Here is a 22,631-nt window from a genome sequence, read left to right as displayed (position 1 = left end):
TGTCATCTACTTTAATGGAAAGGGATGTGAGAGGGTAATTCCTGAACGGTTAAAACTGTGAAAAATCGGTTAGTGATAAGTAAAAACTATCACAGCGTGAAGCAGTTCACATATTTTAATGATGACAGGAACAGATATGGACTCACTGGCACAGTACATCCAAACCTTAGCCCCGCAACTGAGCGCATGGCGTCGCGATTTTCACCATTTTGCCGAATCCGGCTGGGTGGAATTTCGGACTGCCGCGAAGGTCGCGGAGATCCTGGATAGCCTGGGTTATGACCTGGCGATGGGCCGCGACGTGGTGGATGCCGAAAGCCGTATGGGGTTGCCGGATAACGCTACCCTGACGCGAGAATTTGCCCGCGCCCGTGCGCAGGGCGCGCCCGAAAAATGGCTCGCGCCGTTTGAAGGCGGCTTCACCGGCCTGGTTGCCACGCTTAACACCGGCCGTCCCGGCCCGACGCTGGCGTTTCGCGTGGACATGGACGCTCTCGACCTGAGCGAAGCGCTCGACGACAGCCACCGCCCGTTCCGCGACGGCTTTGCCTCCTGCAATCCGGGCATGATGCACGCCTGCGCGCACGACGGCCACACCACGATTGGCCTTGGGCTGGCGCACGTGCTCATGCACAACAAAGCGCAGCTGAACGGCACCATCAGGCTGATCTTCCAGCCTGCCGAAGAAGGCACTCGCGGCGCACGCGCCATGGTGGCCGCCGGGGCACTGGACGGGGTGGACTATTTCACCGCCATTCACATTGGTACCGGGGTGCCTGCCGGGACGGTGATCTGCGGCAGCGATAACTTTATGGCGACAACCAAGTTTGACGCGACGTTTACCGGCGTTGCCGCACACGCAGGCGGTAAACCGGAAGAAGGCCGTAACGCCCTGCTCGCCGCCGCCCAGGCCGCGCTCGCGCTGCACAGCATTGCGCCACACAGCGAAGGGGCTTCCCGGGTGAATGTGGGAGTAATGCAGGCCGGCAGCGGACGCAATGTGGTACCTGCCCATGCCCTGCTTAAGGTCGAAACCCGCGGCGAGAGCGAGGCGATCAATCAGTATGTGTTCGAACGCGCGCAATCCGTCATTACCGGTGCCGCCGCGCTGTACGGCGTGACGGCTGAGATGCGCCTGATGGGGGCTGCCACCGCCAGCGCTCCGACACCTGCCTGGGTGGATTATCTGCGCCAGCAGGCAAGCCAGGTGCCCGGTGTGGAACAGGCCATTGATAAGGTTAAAGCCCCGGCCGGTTCCGAAGACGCCACGCTGATGATGGCCCGGGTGCAAGAAAACGGCGGCATGGCCTCCTATATGGTGTTTGGCACCGATTTGAGCGCCGGACATCACAATGAAAAATTCGACTTTGATGAGCGCGTCATGACCGTCGCTATCGAAACGCTGGCGCGCACTGCGCTGAATTTTCCCTGGACGCGAGGTGTGTAATGCAGGAGAACTACGCTTTTATTGCCGATGCAATCGACACGCGATGTCAGACGTTCACCGACATTGCCGACGAAATCTGGGATCACCCGGAAACCCGCTTTGAAGAGTTCTGGTCCGCAGAGCGGCTGGCCGGCGCACTGGAAGCGGAAGGCTTCACCCTGACCCGTGAGGCTGGCGGCATTCCGAATGCCTTTATCGCCAGCTTCGGTAGCGGTAAACCGGTGATTGCCCTGCTCGGCGAATATGACGCGCTGGCCGGATTAAGCCAGCAGGCACACTGCGCGACGGCACACGCCACCACGCCCGGTGCTAACGGCCACGGCTGCGGGCATAACCTGCTCGGCACCGCGGCGTTTGCAGGTGCCGTTGCGGTGAAAAGCTGGCTGGAGCAGCACGGCGGGAGTGGAACCGTGCGTTTTTACGGTTGTCCCGGCGAAGAAGGCGGTTCCGGTAAAACGTTTATGGTCCGTGAGGGCTTGTTTGACGACGTTGATGCCGCGGTCACCTGGCACCCGGAAGCGTTTGCCGGCATGTTTAACGTCAGTACGCTGGCCAATATCCAGGCCGCCTGGCGCTTTAAGGGCGTGGCGGCGCACGCGGCAAACTCGCCGCATCTGGGGCGCAGCGCGCTGGATGCGGTGACGCTGATGACCACCGGCACCAACTTCCTCAACGAACATATCATCGAGAAAGCACGCGTCCATTACGCCATAACCGATACCGGCGGCATCTCCCCCAACGTGGTGCAGGCGCAGGCCGAAGTGCTGTACCTGATCCGCGCCCCGGAGATGGCCGACGCGCAGCAAATCTACGCGCGCATTGAGAAGATCGCGCAGGGTGCGGCGTTGATGACCGAAACCACCGTCGAGTGTCGCTTTGATAAAGCCTGCTCCAGCTACCTGCCAAACCGCACGCTCGAAGCGGCGATGTATCGCGCCCTGCAACATTACGGCACGCCAGCCTGGACGGAGGAAGAACGCGCCTTTGCCCGGGAGATCCGCGCCACCCTGACGGCAAACGATCTGCAAAACAGCCTCAGAAACATTGCTGCAACCGGGGGGAACGAAGGAAAAGCCTTTGCCCGCCGCCACCAGGAGACCCTGCTGGTGGACGAGGTCGCGCCTTACGCTATCACCGATAACGTGCTGGCTGGCTCCACGGACGTGGGTGATGTTAGCTGGAAGATGCCCGTCGCCCAGTGTTTCAGCCCCTGCTTTACCGTCGGCACGCCGCTGCACACCTGGCAACTGGTGGCTCAGGGGCGAACGTCCATTGCCCATAAAGGCATGCTGCTGGCCGGGAAAGTGATGGGCGCCACCGCGCTACATCTACTGCAGGACGCAGACCTGCTGAAAAAATGTCGTGAAGAGTTCGAACAACAAACACAAGAAAAACCGTACGTGTGTCCGATCCCTGCGGGCGTGACACCGTCACCTTTAAAATAAAAAACACAACACAACAACACAACAGTCCCGAGGAACGCCCATGAGTATGTCATCCATACCTTCGCATTCCCCATCCGGTAAGCTCTATGGCTGGGTTGAAAGGATCGGCAATAAAGTGCCACACCCTTTCCTGCTTTTTATCTGGTTGATCGTGGTTTTGATGGTGGCGACAGCCGTGCTGTCCGCCTTAGGGGTGAGCGTGCGCAGCCCGGCCGATGGCAGCATGGTAAGCGTAAAGAACCTGCTGAGCATTGAAGGGTTGCACTGGTTTTTACCGAATGTGATTAAAAACTTCAGCGGTTTTGCGCCGCTGGGCGCCATTCTGGCGCTGGTGCTGGGGGCCGGACTGGCTGAGCGCGTTGGCCTGCTCCCCGCGCTGATGGTGAAAATGGCTTCTCACGTCAGCGCACGCTACGCCAGCTATATGGTGCTGTTTATTGCGTTTTTCAGCCACATCTCTTCCGATGCCGCGCTGGTAATCATGCCGCCGATGGGGGCGCTGATCTTCCTTGCCGTCGGGCGTCACCCCGTGGCGGGTCTGTTGTCGGCAATTGCCGGTGTGGGATGCGGTTTCACTGCCAATCTGCTGATCGTCACCACCGATGTCCTGCTTTCGGGGATTAGCACCGAGGCGGCGAAAACAATCGATGCGGCCATGCACGTCAGCGTGATCGACAACTGGTACTTTATGGCCAGTTCGGTCATCGTCCTGACGCTTGTTGGCGGGCTGATTACCGATAAGATCATCGAGCCGCGGTTAGGGAAATGGGAAGGCCGTAGTGACGAAAAGCTGGAAACGCTGAGCAAAGAGCAACGCTTTGGCCTGCGCGTCGCCGGGATAGTCTCGCTGGTATTTATCGCGATGGTGGCGCTGATGGTAGTGCCGGAGAACGGTATCCTGCGCGACCAGGTGAAACATACCGTCCTGCCCTCGCCGTTTATTCAGGGCATTGTGCCGCTGATCATTCTGTTTTTCTTTGTCGTGTCGCTCGCATATGGCATCGCCACCGGCAAAATCCGCCGCCAGGCCGATCTGCCGCAGCTGATGATTGAGCCGATGAAGGAGATGGCGGGCTTTATCGTGATGGTCTTCCCGCTGGCCCAGTTCGTCGCCATGTTTAACTGGAGCAACATGGGCAAATTTATGGCCGTTGGCCTGACCGATGCGCTGGAAGCCGCCGGGTTAAGCGGCGTCCCGGCGTTTGTGGGTCTGGCGCTGTTGTCGTCACTGCTGTGCATGTTTATCGCCAGCGGATCCGCCATCTGGTCGATTCTGGCCCCCATTTTCGTGCCGATGTTTATGATGCTGGGCTTCCATCCGGCCTTTGCGCAGATCCTGTTCCGTATCGCCGACTCCTCGGTGATCCCGCTGGCGCCGGTTTCGCCATTCGTACCGCTGTTTTTGGGCTTCCTGCAGCGCTATAAACCGGAGGCGAAGCTGGGTACCTACTATTCGCTGGTTTTACCCTATCCGCTTATCTTTTTAGGGGTATGGCTGGTGATGCTGGTGGCATGGTATCTTGTCGGCCTGCCGATAGGACCGGGTATCTACCCGAGGCTGAATTAAAGGAAAGAGGATGCTGAGATTACTCGAAGATAAAATTGCAACGCCACTTGGGCCGCTGTGGGTTATCGCCGACGAGCAGTTCCATCTGCGTGCCGTGGAATGGGAAGAGCACAGCGATCGCATGGAAGAGCTGCTCAACATCCATTACCGCGCCCAGGGTTTTGAGCGTATCAGTGCCACCAATCCAGGTGGGCTGAGCGACAAGCTGGCGGCGTACTTCGAGGGCGATCTCAGCATCATCAATGACCTGCCAACCGCCACGGCCGGTACGCCATTCCAGCGTGAAGTCTGGCAGGCGCTACGCGATATTCCGTGTGGTCAGGTTATGCACTACGGCCAGCTCGCAGAACAGTTAGGCCGCGCGGGCGCGGCGCGGGCGGTGGGTGCCGCGAACGGTTCTAACCCCGTGAGTATCGTGGTGCCCTGCCATCGTGTGATCGGCCGCAACGGCACCATGACCGGCTATGCCGGCGGTGTGCAGCGCAAGGAGTGGTTACTGCGTCACGAAGGGTATCTTTTGCTGTAGTTCCCAGGCTTTTTGTGCTTAATTTTCTACCGGTTAGGCTAAAAATCCATAATCAAGCTGTGGAATTTCAAGAAGATGGCAACACGTTGCCGTCTCTTGTCCTTATTGATGGTTTGCCAGGCTTACGTACTTACCAAAAAGATGTTAAAATTGACCAATATCAATTAAGGCTTGAGCAAACCTATGATCCCAGAAAAGCGAATTATACGACGCATTCAGTCTGGCGGTTGTGCTATCCATTGCCAGGATTGCAGCATCAGCCAGCTCTGTATCCCGTTTACCCTGAATGAGCATGAGCTTGACCAGCTTGATAACATCATCGAGCGCAAAAAGCCTATTCAGAAAGGGCAGACGCTGTTTAAAGCGGGAGACGAACTGAAATCGCTCTATGCTATCCGTTCTGGCACCATCAAAAGCTATACCATCACCGAACAGGGTGATGAGCAGATCACCGGCTTCCATCTGGCAGGCGATCTGGTCGGCTTTGACGCCATCGGTACTGGCCATCACCCGAGCTTTGCGCAGGCGCTGGAAACCTCAATGGTCTGCGAAATCCCGTTTGAAACGCTGGACGATCTGTCAGGCAAAATGCCAAACCTGCGTCAGCAGATGATGCGTCTGATGAGCGGTGAGATCAAAGGCGATCAGGACATGATCCTGCTGCTGTCCAAAAAGAATGCGGAAGAGCGCCTGGCTGCATTTATCTATAACCTCTCCCGCCGTTTCGCCGAACGTGGTTTCTCTCCACGTGAGTTCCGTCTCACCATGACCCGTGGCGATATTGGTAACTACCTGGGCCTGACCGTGGAAACCATCAGCCGTCTGCTGGGCCGTTTCCAGAAAAGCGGCATGCTGGCCGTTAAAGGTAAATATATCACCATCGAAAACGGTGAAGCGCTGGCTGTTCTTGCCGGCCACGCCCGCAACGTGGCATAAACTCCACGAATGATTGATGCCAGGCCGATAAATTTTTATGATTTATTGGTCTGGCAGGTAAGCACACCACTTCCCGCCCCTGCGACAGACATCCCCCGCTCCTGAAAGGTTCTCGTTGAGGTTAAATTGAGAGAAAGTTTATTTTTCGTTTCAGTTGTTATTGCCTCCGTGACCTTCCTTTTCATCTGGATCATGCTTGTCGGCCCAATGAAGGGAGAGGAAAAAACCTACGTTCAGGACTCCACCACGTTTGCCATCGTGGTGATGGTGCTGTTGTTGATTGCGTTTATCGCGGTGACAACGACGGTGCTATTCTTCTGAGATATTTTCATGAATTATTGATCTGGCAAAACCTTACCTCTGTTTCATTCAGGATATATAGGTTACTCTTTTAATTACAGACTGTGGTGACAGTAGTAAGGAGACCTGTATGGCAAAGTATCAAAACATGCTGGTAGCTATCGATCCTAATCAGGACGATCAGCCGGCATTACGACGTGCTGTGTATTTACATCAACGGATTGGTGGCAAAATCAAAGCGTTTTTGCCGATCTATGACTTCTCGTATGAGATGACCACCCTTCTGTCGCCTGACGAGCGTACCGCTATGCGTCAGGGAGTGATCAGCCAACGTACCGCGTGGATCCGCGAACAGGCGAAGTACTACCTTGAAGCGGGTGTGCCTATCGATATTAAAGTGGTCTGGCATAACCGCCCCTTTGAAGCGATTATCCAGGAGGTGGTCGCCGGTGGGCACGATCTGCTGCTGAAAATGGCGCACCAGCACGACAAACTGGAATCCGTGATCTTCACGCCGACAGACTGGCACTTGCTGCGTAAATGCCCTTGCCCGGTCTGGATGGTGAAAGATCAGCCGTGGCCTGAAGGCGGCAAAGCCGTCGTGGCAGTAAACCTGGCAAGCGAAGAGGATTATCACAATTCGCTGAATGAAAAGCTGGTCAAAGAGACGCTGCTGCTTGCCGAGCAGGTTAACCACACCGAAGTGCATCTGGTCGGCGCTTACCCGGTTACCCCTATCAATATTGCCATCGAACTGCCTGAATTTGACCCGAGCGTATATAACGACGCGATCCGCGGACAGCACCTGCTGGCCATGAAAGCGTTGCGCCAGAAGTTCAGCATTGATGAGAACATGACGCATGTCGAGAAAGGGTTGCCTGAAGAGGTGATCCCGGATTTAGCCGAACATCTGCAGGCAGGGATTGTGGTGCTGGGCACCATCGGACGGACCGGTATTTCTGCCGCGTTCCTGGGCAATACCGCGGAACAGGTGATTGACCATCTGCGCTGCGACCTGCTGGTCATTAAGCCGGATGAGTACCAGACACCGGTTGAGCTGGATGACCCGGAAGACGATTAACGTCAGTCTATTCGCCCGCCTCCCCGGCGGGCTTTTCTTATCAGCTCTCGATCGCTGTCTGTGTCTCTTCAGTTGATCGATCCTGCATCCACGGTGCGTGCAACACCATGCTGGGCAGCGCCAGCTTAATCTCCTGGGCGTTCAGCCCTTCGAGAATACGGATATTGATCTCCTGCTGGATATCCATGTATTTGTTGTAATCCGCCGTATTGACAATATGAACCACTTCAAACGTCAGGCGGTCACGGTCAAACCCGAGGAAATGGGCGCGATCGAACTTTGTCTCACCCACATCGGTGATGATCTGCCTGACCATATCCCCCACATAGCGCAGCTTTTCAGGCGGCGTGTCGCTGGCGACGCCAAACGTGAAGACGATGCGACGGGTCTGCATACGTTTATAGTTGTGGAGCGTCTGCTGAAGCAAAATGGCGTTACCGCAAACGATCTGCTCCCCACTCAGGCTACGAATACGGGTCGTTTTTAAGCCTATGTGTTCCACCGTTCCCGCCACGTCGTTGAACACCACGAAATCACCAATTTCAAACGGTTTATCAAAGCCGATAGAAAGCGAAGCGAAGACGTCGCTCAGAATGGTTTGTACGGCGAGGGCGATAGCAATACCCCCTACCCCCAGGCTTGCTACCAGCGCGGTGATGTTGACGCCCGCGTTAGCGAGAATCGACAGCAGCATCACAGACCAGACGATAGCGCGAAGGATAAGGCCGGTGATCACCAGGGTAACCGGATTTTTATGACTGCCGGGGGCCAGCATAACGTGTCGCAGCCACGACACCACGCCCTGATCCAGCCAGAGCGCCACCTGTATCGCGAAGACAAGGAACCAGGCGTGGCTTACGGTGCTAAAGAGCCGGTCGGGTAAATCAACAAAACGCAGGCTGATGAGCAACGCCACGACAAAAAGCAGGAAGCGACTGGTGCGGTTAAGCATATCGGTCAGGATAAAACGCATCCTGTTTGTGGTTGGGTGCTTATCTCCCCAGGTTGTGATCCCTCTCTTAACGAATGCGATCAGGCGCGTCAGAAGCCAGTAGACCAGCAGCGTCACGACGATAACCGTGGCGACGCTTACCCAGAATGTCGGCGTCATCATCAGCTCCAGGATGTCGAAGCGGGACAAAAATTGCATTTCACCTCCTCGTAGTACACAAAGGGTAAAGTATAGACAGAGGAGAAACGCTGACCGCAGAAATAAGAAAACCGCCCCGAAGAGCGGTTTTTGAGGAGAACGCGAATTACAGTGCTTTCAGGATCGCATCCACGCTGGCTTTGGCATCGCCAAACAGCATGTGGGTGTTCTCTTTGAAGAACAGCGGGTTCTGAACGCCAGCGTAGCCGGTGTTCATGGAACGTTTGAAGACAATCACGTTCTGCGCCTTCCACACTTCCAGAACCGGCATCCCGGCGATTGGGCTGCGTGGATCGTCCTGCGCCGCCGGGTTAACGGTGTCGTTGGCGCCAATGACCAGCACGGTGTCGGTGTCGGCGAAATCATCGTTGATCTCGTCCATCTCCAGCACGATGTCGTAAGGCACTTTCGCTTCTGCCAGCAGCACGTTCATGTGGCCTGGCAGACGCCCCGCTACCGGGTGGATGCCAAAGCGCACCTTGATGCCGCGCGCGCGCAGCTTCTCGGTGATTTCAGCAACCGGATACTGCGCCTGCGCCACCGCCATGCCATAGCCTGGGGTGATGATGACCGAGTGCGAGTTTTTCAGCATCTCTGCCGTATCTTCTGCGCTGATCTCACGGTGCTCGCCGACTTCTTCGTCAGAACCGGTCGAGGAGCCGTCAGAGCCAAAACCACCGGCGATAACGCTGATGAATGAGCGGTTCATCGCCTTACACATGATGTAAGACAGAATCGCACCGGAAGAGCCCACCAGCGCACCGGTGACAATCAACAGGTCGTTGCTCAGCATAAAGCCAGCCGCTGCCGCCGCCCAACCGGAGTAGGAGTTCAGCATCGACACCACAACCGGCATATCTGCCCCACCGATGGAGGCCACCAGGTGCCAGCCGAACGCCAGCGCAATGATGGTCATCACCAGTAACGCCAGCACCTGCAGACCTACGCTTTCGGTACGCACAAAGACCACCAGCAGCACAAAGGAGACCACCAGCGCCGCCAGATTCAGCTTATGACGATTTGGCAGCATCAGCGGTTTGGAGGAGATCTTACCGCGCAGCTTACCGAACGCCACAATCGAGCCGGTGAAGGTCACTGCACCGATGAAGATGCCCAGGAACACTTCGGTCAGATGAATGTTGACCAGAATCGGCTCCATGCCCGGTTCGTGGTACAGATAGCTGTTGAAGCCCACCAGCACCGCCGCCAGACCGACGAAGCTGTGCAGGATCGCCACCAGTTCCGGCATTTCGGTCATTTCAACGCGTTTTGCCAGACGAATACCTATCGCCCCGCCGATGATCATCGCCACCAGGATCCAGGCAACGTTGCCGGTATCGGGTCCGAAAATAGTGGCAATCAGCGCAATCGCCATCCCGGCGATACCAAAGTTATTACCCTGCTGAGACGTTTCGTGTTTGGAAAGTCCCGCCAGACTGAAAATAAACAGGATTGCAGCAACAATGTATGCGGCTGTCACTAATCCTCCAGACATATGCTACCCCTTAGCCTTTACGAAACATTTTCAGCATGCGCTGAGTCACGGTGAAGCCACCGAAAATATTGATACTGGCAATCAGCACCGCGATAAAGCTCAGGAAGCTAATCCAGCCGCCGTGACCAATCTGCAGTAACGCCCCGACCACGATGATCCCGGAGATGGCGTTAGTGACCGACATCAATGGCGTGTGTAGTGCATGGGAGACATTCCAGACCACGTAGTAACCCACCACGCAGGAGAGCGCGAAGACGGTAAAGTGGCCGAGGAACTCTTTTGGCGCGACATCGGCCAGCCAGCCAAACAGAATAATCGCCAGCGCCATGAGCGCATATTTACGCCACGGAGACGCCGGTTTAGCAGGCTCTGTGGGTTCTGGCGCCGCTTTCGGTGCAGCCTGAGGCTGGGCGGAAACCTGAATTGGTGGCGCAGGCCAGGTGATTTCGCCTTCACGCACCACGGTCACGCCGCGCACAACCACATCGTCAAAATCAACGGTGATGTTGCCATCTTTCTCTTTGCAGAGCAGTTTCAGCAGGTTAACGAGGTTAGTACCGTACAGCTGGGACGACTGCGTGGGCAGACGGCCAGGCAGATCCGTATAACCAATCACCTTCACGCCGTTGGCGGTCGTGGATACCTGGTTCGGCACGGTATATTCACAGTTGCCGCCGTTTTGCGCGGCCAGGTCGACAATCACGCTGCCCGGCTTCATGGTGTCCACCATCTCACGGGTGATCAGCTTCGGTGCTGGTTTACCCGGGATCAGCGCGGTGGTGACAATAATGTCCACCTCTTTTGCCTGCGCGGCAAAGAGTTCCATTTCCGCTTTGATAAAAGCTTCGGACATCACCTTCGCATAACCATCACCGCTGCCCGCTTCTTCCTTGAAGTCCAGCTCAAGGAACTCGGCGCCCATACTCTGCACCTGCTCCTTCACTTCCGGGCGGGTGTCAAACGCGCGGACGATAGCGCCCAGGCTGTTTGCCGCACCGATAGCCGCCAGGCCTGCCACACCGGCACCAATCACCATCACTTTTGCCGGAGGCACTTTGCCTGCCGCCGTGATCTGACCGGTGAAGAAACGGCCGAATTCGTGGGCGGCTTCGACGATTGCACGGTAACCGGCGATGTTCGCCATTGAACTCAGGGCATCCAGAGACTGCGCGCGCGAAATACGCGGCACGGAGTCCATCGCCATTACCGTCACGCCACGTGCCGCCAGCTTCTCCATCAGCTCTGGGTTTTGGGCAGGCCAGATAAAACTCACCAGCGTGGTGCCCGGGTTCAGCAGCTCAATCTCGCTCTCTTGCGGCGCATTCACCTTCAGAATAACGGGTGATTGCCAGACTTCAGCACCGTCCACCACGTCCGCACCAGCCTGAATAAAGGCCTCGTCCTCGAAACTCGCCAGTTTGCCCGCGCCGCTTTCAATGGCGACGGTAAAACCCAGTTTAAGCAGTTGCTCCACCGTTTTTGGTGTCGCCGCTACGCGGGTTTCATTGGCAAACCGTTCTTTTGGTACCCCAATACGCATAGTTTTCCCTTCCATCGGTTTTTGATGATGGTTTATCGATAAATGCCCGCAGTTGCATCAAATTTCGCCATCCTTAGAGCGGCGGCAAATGAGTAACCCCGGAAAATAAAACAGTGACAAACTTTCTATAACCTACTGAAAATAGCGCCTGCGATCTACCGCCTGAAAACACTATTTCTTACATTATCTGTGAAAAATAAGCGAACGGCCTCGCTGACAGAGATATTTACCTTAAATTCATCCTCAGAACCGATAAATCGCGCAAGCGAAGCGGTAAAAACATGATATAGCGCCATATGAGATCAACTTATTAACATTAAATTAACTTGTAAAAGTCATATGCTTTATCACTTTTGCTTGTCAAACGCCTGTTTTTTCAACATATCACTAAATGTTATCGAATCAGATCCTTCGGTGAGCACAGGCTGTGAAAAATGGCGCAGACAGCAACAGGTTTTAAATGCCATAATCGGGACCGTCTCAAATTAACAACAATACCAGTACATGGTTTGCGCAAGGCGAAGGATTATTTTTATGAAGCTTAAGAACACACTCCTGGCGTCCGCACTTCTTTCCGCGACCGCCCTGTCTGCGAATGCCGCGACAGAGTTAACGCCGGAGCAAGCGGCAGCGTTAAAACCTTTTGACCATACGGTCATTGTGGGTCGTTACAACTCTATTGGCGATGCCGTCACCGCTGCATCAAAAGCCGCTGATAAAAACGGCGCAGCGTCGTTTTACGTGCTTGACCAGTCCGATCAAGGCAATAGCGGCAACCAGCGCGTGACCATTGCGCTGTACAAAGAGAATGCGCCAAAAGCTGACGCGCCGAAAAACCGCGTGATCAACGGCGTCGTTGAACTGCCTAAAGATCAGGCGATTGAGCTGGAACCGTATGACACCGTTACCGTTCAGGGCTTCTACCGCAGCCAGCCAGAAGTGAACGATGCCATCACCAAAGCCGCGAAACAGAAAGGGGCTTACTCGTTCTACATCGTGCGTCAGGTAGATGCTAACCAGGGTGGCAACCAGCGTATTACCGCGTTCATCTATAAAGAAGATGCGAAAAAACGCGTTCTGCAAAGCCCGGATGCCATCCCTGCTGATTCAGAAGCCGGTCGCGCAGCGTTAGCGAAAGGCGGCGAAGAAGCGAAAAAAGTCGAAATTCCAGGCGTAGCAACCTCCGCAGCGCCAAGCGCTGAAGTGGGCCGTTTCTTTGAGACGCAATCCACGAAAGGTGGCCGTTACTCCGTTACCCTGCCAGACGGCACCAAAGTTGAAGAGCTGAACAACGCCACGGCTGCGCAGATGGTGCCGTTCGATAGCATCAAGTTTACCGGCAACTATGGCAACGGTACGGAAGTCTCTTATCAGGTCGCGAAGCGTGCGGCGAAGAAAGGGGCGAAGTACTACCACATCACCCGCCAGTGGCAGGAACGTGGTAACAACATGACCATCAGCGCCGATCTGTACAAGTAACAAAACCCTTCATTAAAGGCGGCTCAGTGCCGCCTTTTTTTGTTACTTTTTTTGAATTTCTGCTACACATCATTGCATGCGTTCGTGACACTCCGTAAAATCCCGCGCCTTAGTGTGATCCACCATTTTTATGCGCCTGTGCGAAATAATTATTCTGGATTTGGACCTTTCATAACAGGAAGCCAATGGAAAAGAAACTTGGCCTGAGTGCTTTAACTGCACTCGTTTTAAGCTCAATGCTGGGTGCGGGGGTATTCAGTTTACCGCAGAATATGGCGGCCGTCGCAAGCCCTGCCGCGCTACTGATTGGCTGGGGGATTACCGGCGTTGGCATTTTGCTGCTGGCCTTCGCCATGCTGCTGCTGACCCGTATTCGTCCCGATCTCGATGGCGGTATTTTCACCTACGCGCGGGCCGGTTTTGGGGAACTGATTGGCTTCTGTTCCGCGTGGGGTTACTGGCTGTGTGCGGTGATCGCTAACGTCTCCTATCTGGTTATTGTCTTCTCGGCGCTCAGTTTCTTTACCGATACGCCCGAGCTGCGTCTCTTTGGTGACGGCAACACCTGGCAGTCGATTGTCGGGGCGTCGGTGCTGCTGTGGGTCGTACACTGGCTCATTTTGCGCGGCGTCCAGACAGCGGCAAGCATTAACCTGGTGGCGACGCTGGCCAAACTGGTTCCGCTCGGGCTGTTTATCGTGCTGGCGTTTATGGCATTCCGTCTGGATGTATTTAAACTCGATTTCACTGGCCTTGCGCTGGGCGTCCCCGTCTGGGAGCAGGTGAAAAACACCATGCTGATCACCCTGTGGGTTTTCATTGGTGTTGAAGGTGCGGTGGTGGTCTCTGCCCGCGCGCGCAATAAGCGCGACGTCGGACGCGCCACGCTGCTGGCGGTGCTGGCGGCCCTCGGTGTCTATCTGCTGGTGACGCTGCTGTCGCTGGGTGTGGTGGCTCGTCCTGAACTGGCCGAAATGCGTAACCCATCCATGGCCGGTCTGATGGTCAAAATGCTCGGTAGCTGGGGCGATGTGGTCATTGCCGCGGGGCTGATTATCTCCGTCTGCGGGGCTTATCTGAGCTGGACCATCATGGCGGCAGAAGTGCCTTTCCTGGCTGCCACGCACAAAGCGTTTCCGCGTCTGTTTGCCCGGCAGAATAAAAACAGTGCGCCGTCAGCGTCACTCTGGCTGACGAATATCAGCGTTCAGGTCTGCCTGGTGCTGATCTGGCTCACAGGTTCGGACTATAACACCCTGCTGACCATCGCCTCGGAGATGATTCTGGTACCCTATTTCTTAGTGGGTGCGTATCTGTTAAAAATCGCCACCCGCCCGGCGCATTATGCGGTAGGGATCGGCGCCTGTATTTACGGTTTGTGGTTGTTGTATGCTTCCGGGCCTATGCATCTGCTGCTGTCGGTGGTGTTGTATGCGCCGGGCCTGCTGGTGTTTATCTATGCCCGCCGTACTCATCAGCTGGAGAACGCGCTTAAACGCCGTGAAATGGCCCTCATCGGGCTGTTACTGGTTGCTGCCGTACCGGCAACCTGGATGTTAATGGGATAACCCTGCGTTTCCCATTGTTGAACTGAAAAGGAGAATACGATGGGAACTGCGCAGCATCGCCCAATACTGATCACCGGCGGAGGCCGTCGTATCGGCCTCGCCCTCGCCCATCACTTTCTCAACCTTCGCCACCCGGTCATTGTCAGTTACCGCACGGAATACCCCTCGATAGACGGGCTACGAAAAGCGGGGGCAACCTGTATACAGGCTGATTTCTCCACCGACGATGGCATTCTTGCCTTTGCGGATAAGGTCAAATCAACGACCCACGGTCTGCGGGCGATTATCCATAACGCCAGCGCATGGCTTGCAGAAAAACCCGGTACGTCGCTCAGCGAAACGCTCGCCTGTATGCTGCAGATCCACGTCAATGCCCCCTATTTGCTTAACCATGCCCTGCAGGATCTGCTGCGCGGCCACGGCCATGCCGCGGGTGACATTATTCATTTCACCGATTATGTGGTGGAGCGCGGGAGCGACAAACACATCGCTTATGCGGCGAGTAAAGCCGCACTGGATAACATGACGCGTTCATTTGCCCGTAAGCTGGCACCAGAGGTCAAGGTGAACGCCATCGCCCCGGCGATGATTTTATTCAACGAGGGCGATGATGCCGAGTATCGTCAGCAGGCGCTGAATAAATCCCTGATGAAAATCGCCCCTGGCGAGAAAGAGGTGATCGACCTTATCGATTATCTGCTCACCAGCTGTTACGTCACCGGCAGAACCTTTGCCGTGGACGGCGGGCGACCGCTGCGCTAGTGATAGCGGCTCCAGAAGAAAATCAGCACCCAGGCGCTGAGCCCCCAGCAGACCACCGCCCCGCCCAGCGCCAGGGGAAGCCGCAGAAAGCCCGTGAAATACCACAAGGACAACAGGTAGAGAAAGTAAGGGATGATTGACCACATGCCAAACACAATGGTGGTGCGCAGCGCCTCAGTGCCGCGTTCCGAGGCGACAATGTAGTGTGCAATGAGCGCAAACGTCGGGAAGAGCGGAATCAGCCCGGCAATGTAGTAATTTTTGGTTTTTGCCAGTACGCCAATCAATAACACCACCAGCGCGCCCAGCGCGGCTTTTATCGCCAGCCCCATGCTTTTTCCTATAACAATCAAGTAACAATAACAGCCAGAATAACGGAACTGACGTTAATTTTGAAAGATTAATGGAAGGTTAAGGTTACGCGGTGTATGTTGGCATTTTTCGCGATAACAGACGTTGTATGAATAAGATTGTTTATGTAGAAGATGAGCCCGAAGTGGGACAATTGATCGCCGCTTATCTGGGTAAACATGATATGGACGTTATTGTTGAGCCACGTGGCGATCGCGCCGAAGAGGTCGTGGTGCGTGAAAACCCGGACCTGGTGCTGCTGGATATCATGTTGCCCGGCAAAGACGGGATGACGCTGTGCCGCGACCTGCGCGCTCAGTGGGATGGCCCTATCGTGCTGCTGACCTCACTGGACAGCGACATGAACCATATTCTGTCGCTGGAGATGGGGGCCAATGACTACATTCTTAAAACCACGCCGCCTGCCGTTCTGCTCGCCCGTCTGCGCCTGCATTTGCGCCAGCATGCCAGCAGTGAACGCGAGGTGCCGGCGCAGTCCCTCATGCCGCATAAAGCGATGCGGTTTGGCACGTTATCCATCGATCCTATTAACCGCCAGGTCCTGCTTTCCGGTGAGCTTATCGCGCTCTCTACCGCCGATTTTGACCTGCTCTGGGAGCTGGCCACTCATGCGGGGCAGATTATGGACCGTGACGCGTTGCTGAAAAACCTGCGCGGCGTAAGTTACGATGGAATGGATCGCAGTGTTGACGTGGCTATTTCGCGACTGCGTAAGAAACTGCAGGACAACGCCACCGAGCCGTACCGCATCAAAACCGTGCGTAACAAGGGTTATCTGTTCGCCCCGCACGCCTGGGAAACCTGATCGCGTTGGCAAAATAGCATAACCTGCGCGAAATGAAGGCATTACACGACAATGCCCTGACTTTCGCGCGTTAATTTGCCCGTTGGCGCAACAATTAACTTGCTAAGCCAGCGAACTCATCCATAATTACTTTTCCTGCATTCCTTCTTGAGCTCGCACCGGGCCCGCCACATAAACGTTTTTATCGCGACGCTTTCGCTACCTCTCTCCCATAAAATCTTGAAATGAGGATTTAAGCCTATGACATATGTATAGCTACCATGACGTAGAAGCCATCAAAACCAATCTTGAATGGATTGTTAATCAGGCAACGCTTAACCAAGCCTCCCCCACGCGTGCCGACCAAAAAGCCCTCTTTGATCTTCTGGAACTGATTCAGTCTTACGAAATATTGTTGGATTTAATTAACGAATTCGGAAGCGCCGTGATTGATGCGGAGATCGCGGAAGGCCTGAGCGTGACAGAAAAACTCATCGCCAAAATCAAAAGAAGTACTCACGCCATGTAACAAACCTCGGCACGGCTCAGATAATACGTTTGTCGTGCGTGATGGTGGTGAAAACACCGGAAGGTTTTTCATGTATATTCTGCATGTATCGTTTTTTCGGTGAGATTTAATGAAAAAGCTTTTTGTGCAGTTTTATCTTTTGCTGTTTGTCTGCTTCCTGGTGATGACCATGCTGGTCGGGCTGGTCTATAAGTTCACTGCCGAACGAGCGGGCAGGCAGTCGCTGGACGATCTGATGAAAAGCTCACTTTATCTGATGCGCAGCGAACTGCGTGAAATTCCACCACATGACTGGGCGAGAACCTTAAAAGAGCTGGATTTGAACCTGTCGTTCGATCTGCGCATTGAACCGCTGAAGGATTTCGATTTAGATCCGCCTGCCATGCAGCGCCTGCGTGACGGGGATATCGTGGCACTGGATGAGAAATACACCTTTATCCAGCGCATTCCGCGCAGTCATTATGTGCTGGCCGTAGGGCCGGTGCCTTATCTCTATTATCTGCACCAGATGCGCCTGCTGGATATGGCTCTGATGGCCTTTATCGCCATTTCACTCGCCTTCCCGGTCTTTATCTGGATGCGCCCACACTGGCAGGACATGCTGAAACTGGAATCCGCCGCACAGCGCTTTGGCGAGGGGCATCTTACCGAGCGTATTCACTTTGACAGCGGGTCCAGCTTTGAACGTCTGGGGGTGGCATTTAACCAGATGGCCGATAACATCAACGCCCTGATTGCCAGTAAAAAACAGCTGATCGACGGGATTGCTCATGAGCTGCGCACGCCGCTGGTGCGTCTGCGCTATCGGCTGGAGATGAGCGAAAACCTTACGGCGGCAGAGTCTCAGGCGTTAAACCGCGACATCGGCCAGCTTGAAGCGCTCATTGAGGAGCTGCTCACCTATGCTCGTCTTGACCGTCCACAAAATGAACTGCACCTCAGTACCCCGGATCTGCCGACGTGGATCCAAACCCATATTGATGACGTCCAGAGCGTCAATCCGCAACGCACCCTGTTAACGCGCGTCACGCCGGGTGATTACGGCGCGCTGGACATGCGCCTGATGGAACGCGTGCTGGATAATCTGATGAACAACGCCATGCGCTACAGCGAGAGCACGCTGCGGATTGGCCTGGACTTGCAGGACAATCAGGCCCGTCTGACGGTGGAAGACGATGGCCCCGGCATCGCCCCGGATGCGCGTGAAACCGTGTTCGAGCCGTTTGTGCGTCTCGACCCGAGCCGCGACCGTGCGACGGGAGGGTGTGGTCTGGGACTGGCGATTGTCCACTCTATCGCGCAGGCGATGGGCGGCACGGTGCAGTGCGGGGAGAGTGAACTCGGCGGCGCATGCTTCTGCTTTAGCTGGCCGGTGTACCATAACATCGCCCTTCCCGTTCCTGCCTGACCTTAACCGCACGCTGGCCTGACCCGGCGTGCTGTGCTATACCATGAGTATGTTGTAACTAATGGGGATTCACATGGCGACATACGATCTTATCGAAAGGCTGAACAGCACCTTTCGGGAGATGGAGCATGAGCTGTTAACGCTAACCGAGCGCCTGCAGGCCTGCCGCCTGTTGGCTGCGCGGGTCTTTACCCTGCCGGAGGTGGCAAAAGGCGCAGAGCACGATCCGCTGCAAACCATCGACGTCAAACAGCATATCGGTCAATCCGCGCGGGATCTGGCGCTACAGCACTATCGTCGCCTGTTTATTCAGCAGCAGTCAGAAAACCGCAGCAGCAAGGCGGCCGTTCGCCTGCCGGGGGTGATCTGTCTGCAAACGGACGCCGAAACCCGTGAGGCGCTGGAAACCCAGATTACGCACATCAATACCCTGAAAGCGGCATTTGAAAAGATCATTACCGAAGAGTCAGGCCTGGCGCCAGCCGCCCGCTTTGAGTGGGTGCACCGCCAGCTTCCGGGTTTAATCACCCTGAATGCCTACCGTACGCTGACGGTACTGCGTCAGCCCGCCACGCTGCGCTTCGGCTGGGCCAACAAGCACATTATCAAAAACTTTACCCGGGATGAGATCCTGGCCCAGCTGGAAAAGAGCCTGAAAGCGCCGCGCACCGTGGCTCCGTGGTCGCGCGAGCAGTGGATTGAGCGCCTGGAGCAGGAGTATCACAGCATCGCGTCATTGCCCGTTGAAACGCGCCTTAAGATTAAACGCCCGGTGAAGGTGCAGCCTATCGCCCGCGTCTGGTATTCAGGCCAGCAAAAGCAGATCCAGTATGCCTGCCCAACGCCGCTGATTGCGCTCTATGATGCCGATCAGGGCGCCGTGGTACCGGACATTGGCGAACTGCTGAATTACGATGCGGAAAACGTTCAGCATCGCTATAAGCCTCAGGCGCAGCCGCTGCAGCTGATTATTCCCCGGCTGCACCTGTATGTGGCGACGTGACTATTTCAGGCTGCCGACCATCGCTTCAGGGCGGACCCAGGCATCAAACTCGGCTTCCGTGAGGTAGCCAAGCGCCAGCGCAGAGGCTTTCAGCGTCAGCCCCTCTTTATGCGCCTTTTTGGCGATCTCAGCGGCTTTGTCGTAGCCGATATGGGTATTGAGGGCGGTCACCAGCATCAGCGACTCATTGAGCAACTGGCTGATTCGCTCGCGGTTCGGCTCGATGCCGGAGGCGCAATGCGCGTTGAAACTCTCCATGCCGTCCGCCAGCAGACGTACAGACTGAAGCACATTGTGGATAACCATCGGACGATAGACGTTCAGCTCGAAATTGCCTGACGCACCGCCCATGTTGACGGCCACATCATTTCCCAGCACCTGACAGCAGAGCATAGTCATGGCTTCACACTGCGTCGGGTTCACTTTGCCCGGCATAATGGAGCTACCCGGTTCATTTTCCGGGATGCTGATTTCACCAATACCGCAGCGCGGGCCAGAGGCCAGCCAGCGCACATCGTTGGCGATTTTCATCAGTGATGCCGCCAGCCCTTTCAGCGCACCATGCGTGTGAACCAGCGCGTCGCAGGTTGCCAGCGCCTCAAACTTATTGGGCGCGGTAACAAACGGTTGCCCGGTAATCGCGGCCAGCTCTTCCGCCACGCGCACCGCGTACTCCGGATGGGTATTTAGCCCCGTCCCCACCGCCGTGCCGCCCAGCGCCAGCTCAGAGAGATGTGGCAGGCTGTGCTCAATGTGTTTGAGATTGTGTTCCAGCATCGCCACCCAGCCGGATATCTCCTGCCCAAGGGTCAGCGGCGTGGCATCCTGCAGGTGGGTACGCCCGATTTTGACGATATCGCTGAAGGCCCGTGCTTTCTCGTTAAGGGTGCTTTTAAGCACATTTAGCTGCGGGATCAGCTGTTCACGGATGGCAATCACCGCCGCCACGTGCATTGCCGTCGGGAAGACATCGTTGGAGCTCTGGCTCTTGTTAACGTCATCGTTCGGGTGAACCTTACGCTCCATACCGCGCACGCCGCCCAGCAACTCGCTTGCCCGGTTGGCCAGCACTTCATTCATGTTCATGTTGCTCTGCGTGCCAGAGCCGGTCTGCCAGATGGCCAGGGGGAATTCGTCGGGATGCTTGCCCGCCAGCACTTCGTCGGCGGCACTGATGATGGCGTTGGCTTTGTCAGCCGCCAGCAGGCCCAGATCCAGATTCACTTTGGCGGCGGCACGTTTGGTCAGCGCCAGCGCCTGAATCAGCGAAACGGGCATTTTCTCTGTCGAAATACGGAAATGTTCCAGCGAGCGCTGGGTTTGCGCCCCCCAGAGTTTGTCGGCCGGAACGTCGATCGCGCCCATCGAATCTTTCTCACGGCGATGCGTTGTCATTACTTTCTCCTTGATAATTAAAGATGGGATTGCTCACATGCTTAAGAGATAAGTATTGATGACTTCTGAGAAACGTTATGGCGCTTTGTGCGCTCTTTTTGTTGTCGGGTGACGTAGCCGCCACCCGGCTTTTTAGCTTACTTCACACATGCCGAACACTGAGAGGACTGGATCTGCTTGAAGAAGTCATTGCCTTTGTCATCCACCAGGATAAACGCCGGGAAATCTTCCACTTCAATTTTCCAGATCGCTTCCATACCCAGTTCCGGGTATTCCACGCACTCCAGGCTCTTGATGCTGCCCTGCGCCAGTACGGCCGCCGGACCACCGATACTGCCCAGGTAGAACCCGCCATGCTTGTGGCACGCATCCGTCACCTGCTGGCTGCGGTTGCCTTTCGCCAGCATGATCATGCTGCCGCCGTTGGCCTGGAGCTGGTCAACATAGGAGTCCATACGGCCTGCGGTGGTTGGGCCTAATGAGCCGGAGGCATAACCCTCTGGCGTTTTCGCCGGGCCCGCGTAGTAGATCGGATGATCTTTGATGTACTGCGGCAACCCTTCGCCGTTGTCCAGGCGCTCTTTCAGCTTCGCATGGGCGATGTCGCGGCCGACGATGATCGTGCCGTTCAGGGAGAGACGCGTCGAGACCGGGTACTGAGACAGCTGCGCCAGAATCTCTTTCATCGGACGGTTCAGATCAACGCGAACCGCTTCACCTTCACCGGCTTTACGCAACTCTTCCGGAATGTATTTACCCGGGTTGTTCTCCAGTTTTTCGATCCACACGCCTTCACGGTTGATCTTCGCTTTGATGTTACGATCCGCCGAACATGAGACGCCCATACCCACCGGGCAGGATGCGCCGTGACGCGGCAGACGGATCACACGCACGTCGTGAGCAAAGTATTTACCGCCGAACTGTGCGCCGAGCCCCAGATTACGCGCTTCTTCCAGCAGCTCCTGCTCAAGCTGAACATCACGGAACGCCTGGCCGTGTTCGTTCCCTTCGGTTGGCAGGCCGTCGTAGTATTTGGTCGATGCCAGCTTCACGGTTTTCAGCGTCGCTTCCGCCGACGTGCCGCCAATGACAAAGGCGATATGGTATGGCGGGCAGGCTGCAGTCCCGAGGGTACGCATTTTTTCCACCAGGTAGTTCTTCAGCTTGCCCGGTGTGAGCAGCGCTTTCGTTTCCTGGTAGAGGTAGGTTTTGTTGGCTGAACCGCCGCCTTTCGCGATGCAAAGGAATTTGTACTCATCGCCGTCCACGCTGTAGAGGTCAATTTGCGCAGGCAGGTTGGTGCCGGTGTTGACCTCTTTATACATATCCAGCGCCGCGTTTTGCGAGTAGCGCAGGTTGTCTTCGGTGTAAGTGTTGTAGACACCGTGCGCCAGCGCGGCTTCATCGCCGCCACCGGTCCAGACACGCTGGCCTTTTTTACCCACGATGATGGCCGTACCGGTGTCCTGGCAGGTCGGCAGAATGCCTTTTGCCGCGATATCGGAGTTACGCAGGAACTGCAGCGCGACATACTTATCGTTTTCGCTGGCCTCCGGGTCGCTGAGAATATCGGCCACCTGCTGCTGATGCGCAGGACGAAGCATAAACGAGGCGTCGTGGAAGGCGTGCTGCGCCAGTAAGGTCAGCGCCTGCGGATCGACCTTGAGGATCTCCTGCCCTTCAAACTCAGAGACAGAGACATGATCGCGGGTTAACAGGTAATATTCGGTCTGATCCTTACCGAGCGGGAAAGGATCCTGGTAATGAAAGGGTTTGTTCGACATTGTTCTCTCACTTACTGCGTCGGTCTGATTATTCAGGGCAGATGTTCCGCTGCCCGGCTT

Annotated in this window: 20 protein-coding genes; 14 read left to right on the top strand and 6 right to left on the bottom strand. The window is 55.8% G+C overall.

The window, feature by feature from the left end:
• Positions 1 to 136: 136 nt before the first annotated feature.
• From ACQG19_RS10890 to uspE, 7 genes are all read left to right on the top strand, one after another.
• Complete coding sequence (locus ACQG19_RS10890) at positions 137 to 1,447, top strand: M20 family metallo-hydrolase (protein WP_013096861.1); 1,311 nt, start codon at positions 137 to 139, stop codon at positions 1,445 to 1,447.
• A complete protein-coding gene (locus ACQG19_RS10885; RefSeq protein ID WP_013096862.1) occupies positions 1,447 to 2,892 on the top strand; it encodes a M20 family metallopeptidase in 1,446 nt (481 codons plus the stop codon). Before ACQG19_RS10890 ends, ACQG19_RS10885 begins: the two co-directional genes overlap by 1 nt.
• Before the next feature lie 40 nt (positions 2,893 to 2,932).
• On the top strand, positions 2,933 to 4,459 hold the full coding sequence (abgT, locus tag ACQG19_RS10880; RefSeq protein WP_013096863.1) for a p-aminobenzoyl-glutamate transporter: 1,527 nt from the start codon (positions 2,933 to 2,935) through the stop codon (positions 4,457 to 4,459).
• Positions 4,460 to 4,469: 10 nt separating this feature from the next.
• A complete protein-coding gene (gene ogt, locus ACQG19_RS10875) occupies positions 4,470 to 4,985 on the top strand; it encodes a methylated-DNA--[protein]-cysteine S-methyltransferase (RefSeq protein WP_013096864.1) in 516 nt (171 codons plus the stop codon).
• A gap of 183 nt (positions 4,986 to 5,168) precedes the next feature.
• Positions 5,169 to 5,921 carry a fumarate/nitrate reduction transcriptional regulator Fnr gene (fnr, locus tag ACQG19_RS10870; protein WP_006174991.1) on the top strand — a complete coding sequence of 251 codons (753 nt, stop codon included), beginning with the start codon at positions 5,169 to 5,171 and terminating at the stop codon, positions 5,919 to 5,921.
• 168 nt (positions 5,922 to 6,089) lie between these two features.
• Entirely contained in the window at positions 6,090 to 6,242 is a 153-nt protein-coding gene (locus ACQG19_RS10865) for a hypothetical protein (RefSeq protein WP_023620353.1), read from the top strand.
• 109 nt (positions 6,243 to 6,351) lie between these two features.
• On the top strand, positions 6,352 to 7,302 hold the full coding sequence (uspE, locus tag ACQG19_RS10860) for a universal stress protein UspE (RefSeq protein WP_013096866.1): 951 nt from the start codon (positions 6,352 to 6,354) through the stop codon (positions 7,300 to 7,302).
• A 40-nt stretch (positions 7,303 to 7,342) separates the two neighbouring features.
• Here the strand turns inward: uspE and ACQG19_RS10855 are convergent, their stop codons facing one another.
• The 3 genes from ACQG19_RS10855 to pntA form a co-directional block, all read right to left on the bottom strand.
• Complete coding sequence (locus ACQG19_RS10855; protein WP_013096867.1) at positions 7,343 to 8,452, bottom strand: mechanosensitive ion channel family protein; 1,110 nt, start codon at positions 8,450 to 8,452, stop codon at positions 7,343 to 7,345.
• A gap of 106 nt (positions 8,453 to 8,558) precedes the next feature.
• Positions 8,559 to 9,947, bottom strand: a complete 1,389-nt coding sequence (gene pntB / locus ACQG19_RS10850) for a Re/Si-specific NAD(P)(+) transhydrogenase subunit beta (protein ID WP_013096868.1) — start codon at positions 9,945 to 9,947, stop codon at positions 8,559 to 8,561.
• Between the two features lie 10 nt (positions 9,948 to 9,957).
• Positions 9,958 to 11,487 carry a Re/Si-specific NAD(P)(+) transhydrogenase subunit alpha gene (pntA, locus tag ACQG19_RS10845; RefSeq protein WP_013096869.1) on the bottom strand — a complete coding sequence of 510 codons (1,530 nt, stop codon included), beginning with the start codon at positions 11,485 to 11,487 and terminating at the stop codon, positions 9,958 to 9,960.
• 534 nt (positions 11,488 to 12,021) lie between these two features.
• Between pntA and ydgH the strand changes: the two genes are divergently transcribed.
• From ydgH to folM, 3 genes are all read left to right on the top strand, one after another.
• Entirely contained in the window at positions 12,022 to 12,966 is a 945-nt protein-coding gene (gene ydgH / locus ACQG19_RS10840; protein WP_013096870.1) for a DUF1471 family protein YdgH, read from the top strand.
• A gap of 185 nt (positions 12,967 to 13,151) precedes the next feature.
• Positions 13,152 to 14,534 carry an amino acid permease gene (locus tag ACQG19_RS10835; protein ID WP_013096871.1) on the top strand — a complete coding sequence of 461 codons (1,383 nt, stop codon included), beginning with the start codon at positions 13,152 to 13,154 and terminating at the stop codon, positions 14,532 to 14,534.
• 39 nt (positions 14,535 to 14,573) lie between these two features.
• Positions 14,574 to 15,296, top strand: a complete 723-nt coding sequence (gene folM / locus ACQG19_RS10830; RefSeq protein ID WP_013096872.1) for a dihydromonapterin reductase — start codon at positions 14,574 to 14,576, stop codon at positions 15,294 to 15,296.
• Here the strand turns inward: folM and ACQG19_RS10825 are convergent.
• Positions 15,293 to 15,628, bottom strand: a complete 336-nt coding sequence (locus tag ACQG19_RS10825) for a GlpM family protein (protein WP_013096873.1) — start codon at positions 15,626 to 15,628, stop codon at positions 15,293 to 15,295. The two genes, folM and ACQG19_RS10825, sit on opposite strands and share 4 nt — an antisense overlap.
• Before the next feature lie 128 nt (positions 15,629 to 15,756).
• On the opposite strand from ACQG19_RS10825, the gene rstA reads away from it, so the two are divergent.
• The 4 genes from rstA to tus all read left to right on the top strand — a co-directional run bounded on the left by rstA (position 15,757) and on the right by tus (position 19,392).
• The gene (gene rstA / locus ACQG19_RS10820; protein ID WP_095427160.1) at positions 15,757 to 16,473 is read left to right on the top strand and encodes a two-component system response regulator RstA; all 717 of its coding nucleotides are present in this window, start codon (positions 15,757 to 15,759) and stop codon (positions 16,471 to 16,473) included.
• A gap of 247 nt (positions 16,474 to 16,720) precedes the next feature.
• Positions 16,721 to 16,981, top strand: coding sequence for a hypothetical protein (locus ACQG19_RS10815; protein WP_038980410.1), 261 nt, complete (start codon positions 16,721 to 16,723; stop codon positions 16,979 to 16,981).
• A 109-nt stretch (positions 16,982 to 17,090) separates the two neighbouring features.
• Entirely contained in the window at positions 17,091 to 18,389 is a 1,299-nt protein-coding gene (rstB, locus tag ACQG19_RS10810) for a two-component system sensor histidine kinase RstB (RefSeq protein WP_013096876.1), read from the top strand.
• A 73-nt stretch (positions 18,390 to 18,462) separates the two neighbouring features.
• Complete coding sequence (gene tus, locus ACQG19_RS10805; RefSeq protein WP_013096877.1) at positions 18,463 to 19,392, top strand: DNA replication terminus site-binding protein; 930 nt, start codon at positions 18,463 to 18,465, stop codon at positions 19,390 to 19,392.
• Here tus and fumC read toward each other — a convergent pair whose 3' ends face one another.
• Complete coding sequence (fumC, locus tag ACQG19_RS10800; RefSeq protein ID WP_194500209.1) at positions 19,393 to 20,787, bottom strand: class II fumarate hydratase; 1,395 nt, start codon at positions 20,785 to 20,787, stop codon at positions 19,393 to 19,395.
• Between the two features lie 137 nt (positions 20,788 to 20,924).
• A complete protein-coding gene (gene fumA, locus ACQG19_RS10795) occupies positions 20,925 to 22,571 on the bottom strand; it encodes a class I fumarate hydratase FumA (protein WP_038419230.1) in 1,647 nt (548 codons plus the stop codon).
• Between the last annotated feature and the right edge of the window lie 60 nt (positions 22,572 to 22,631).

Source organism: Enterobacter cloacae complex sp. 277I4, from assembly GCF_050031465.1.
GTDB classification, from domain to species: domain Bacteria; phylum Pseudomonadota; class Gammaproteobacteria; order Enterobacterales; family Enterobacteriaceae; genus Enterobacter; species Enterobacter cloacae.
This window is presented reverse-complemented; position numbering and strand designations above follow the sequence as displayed.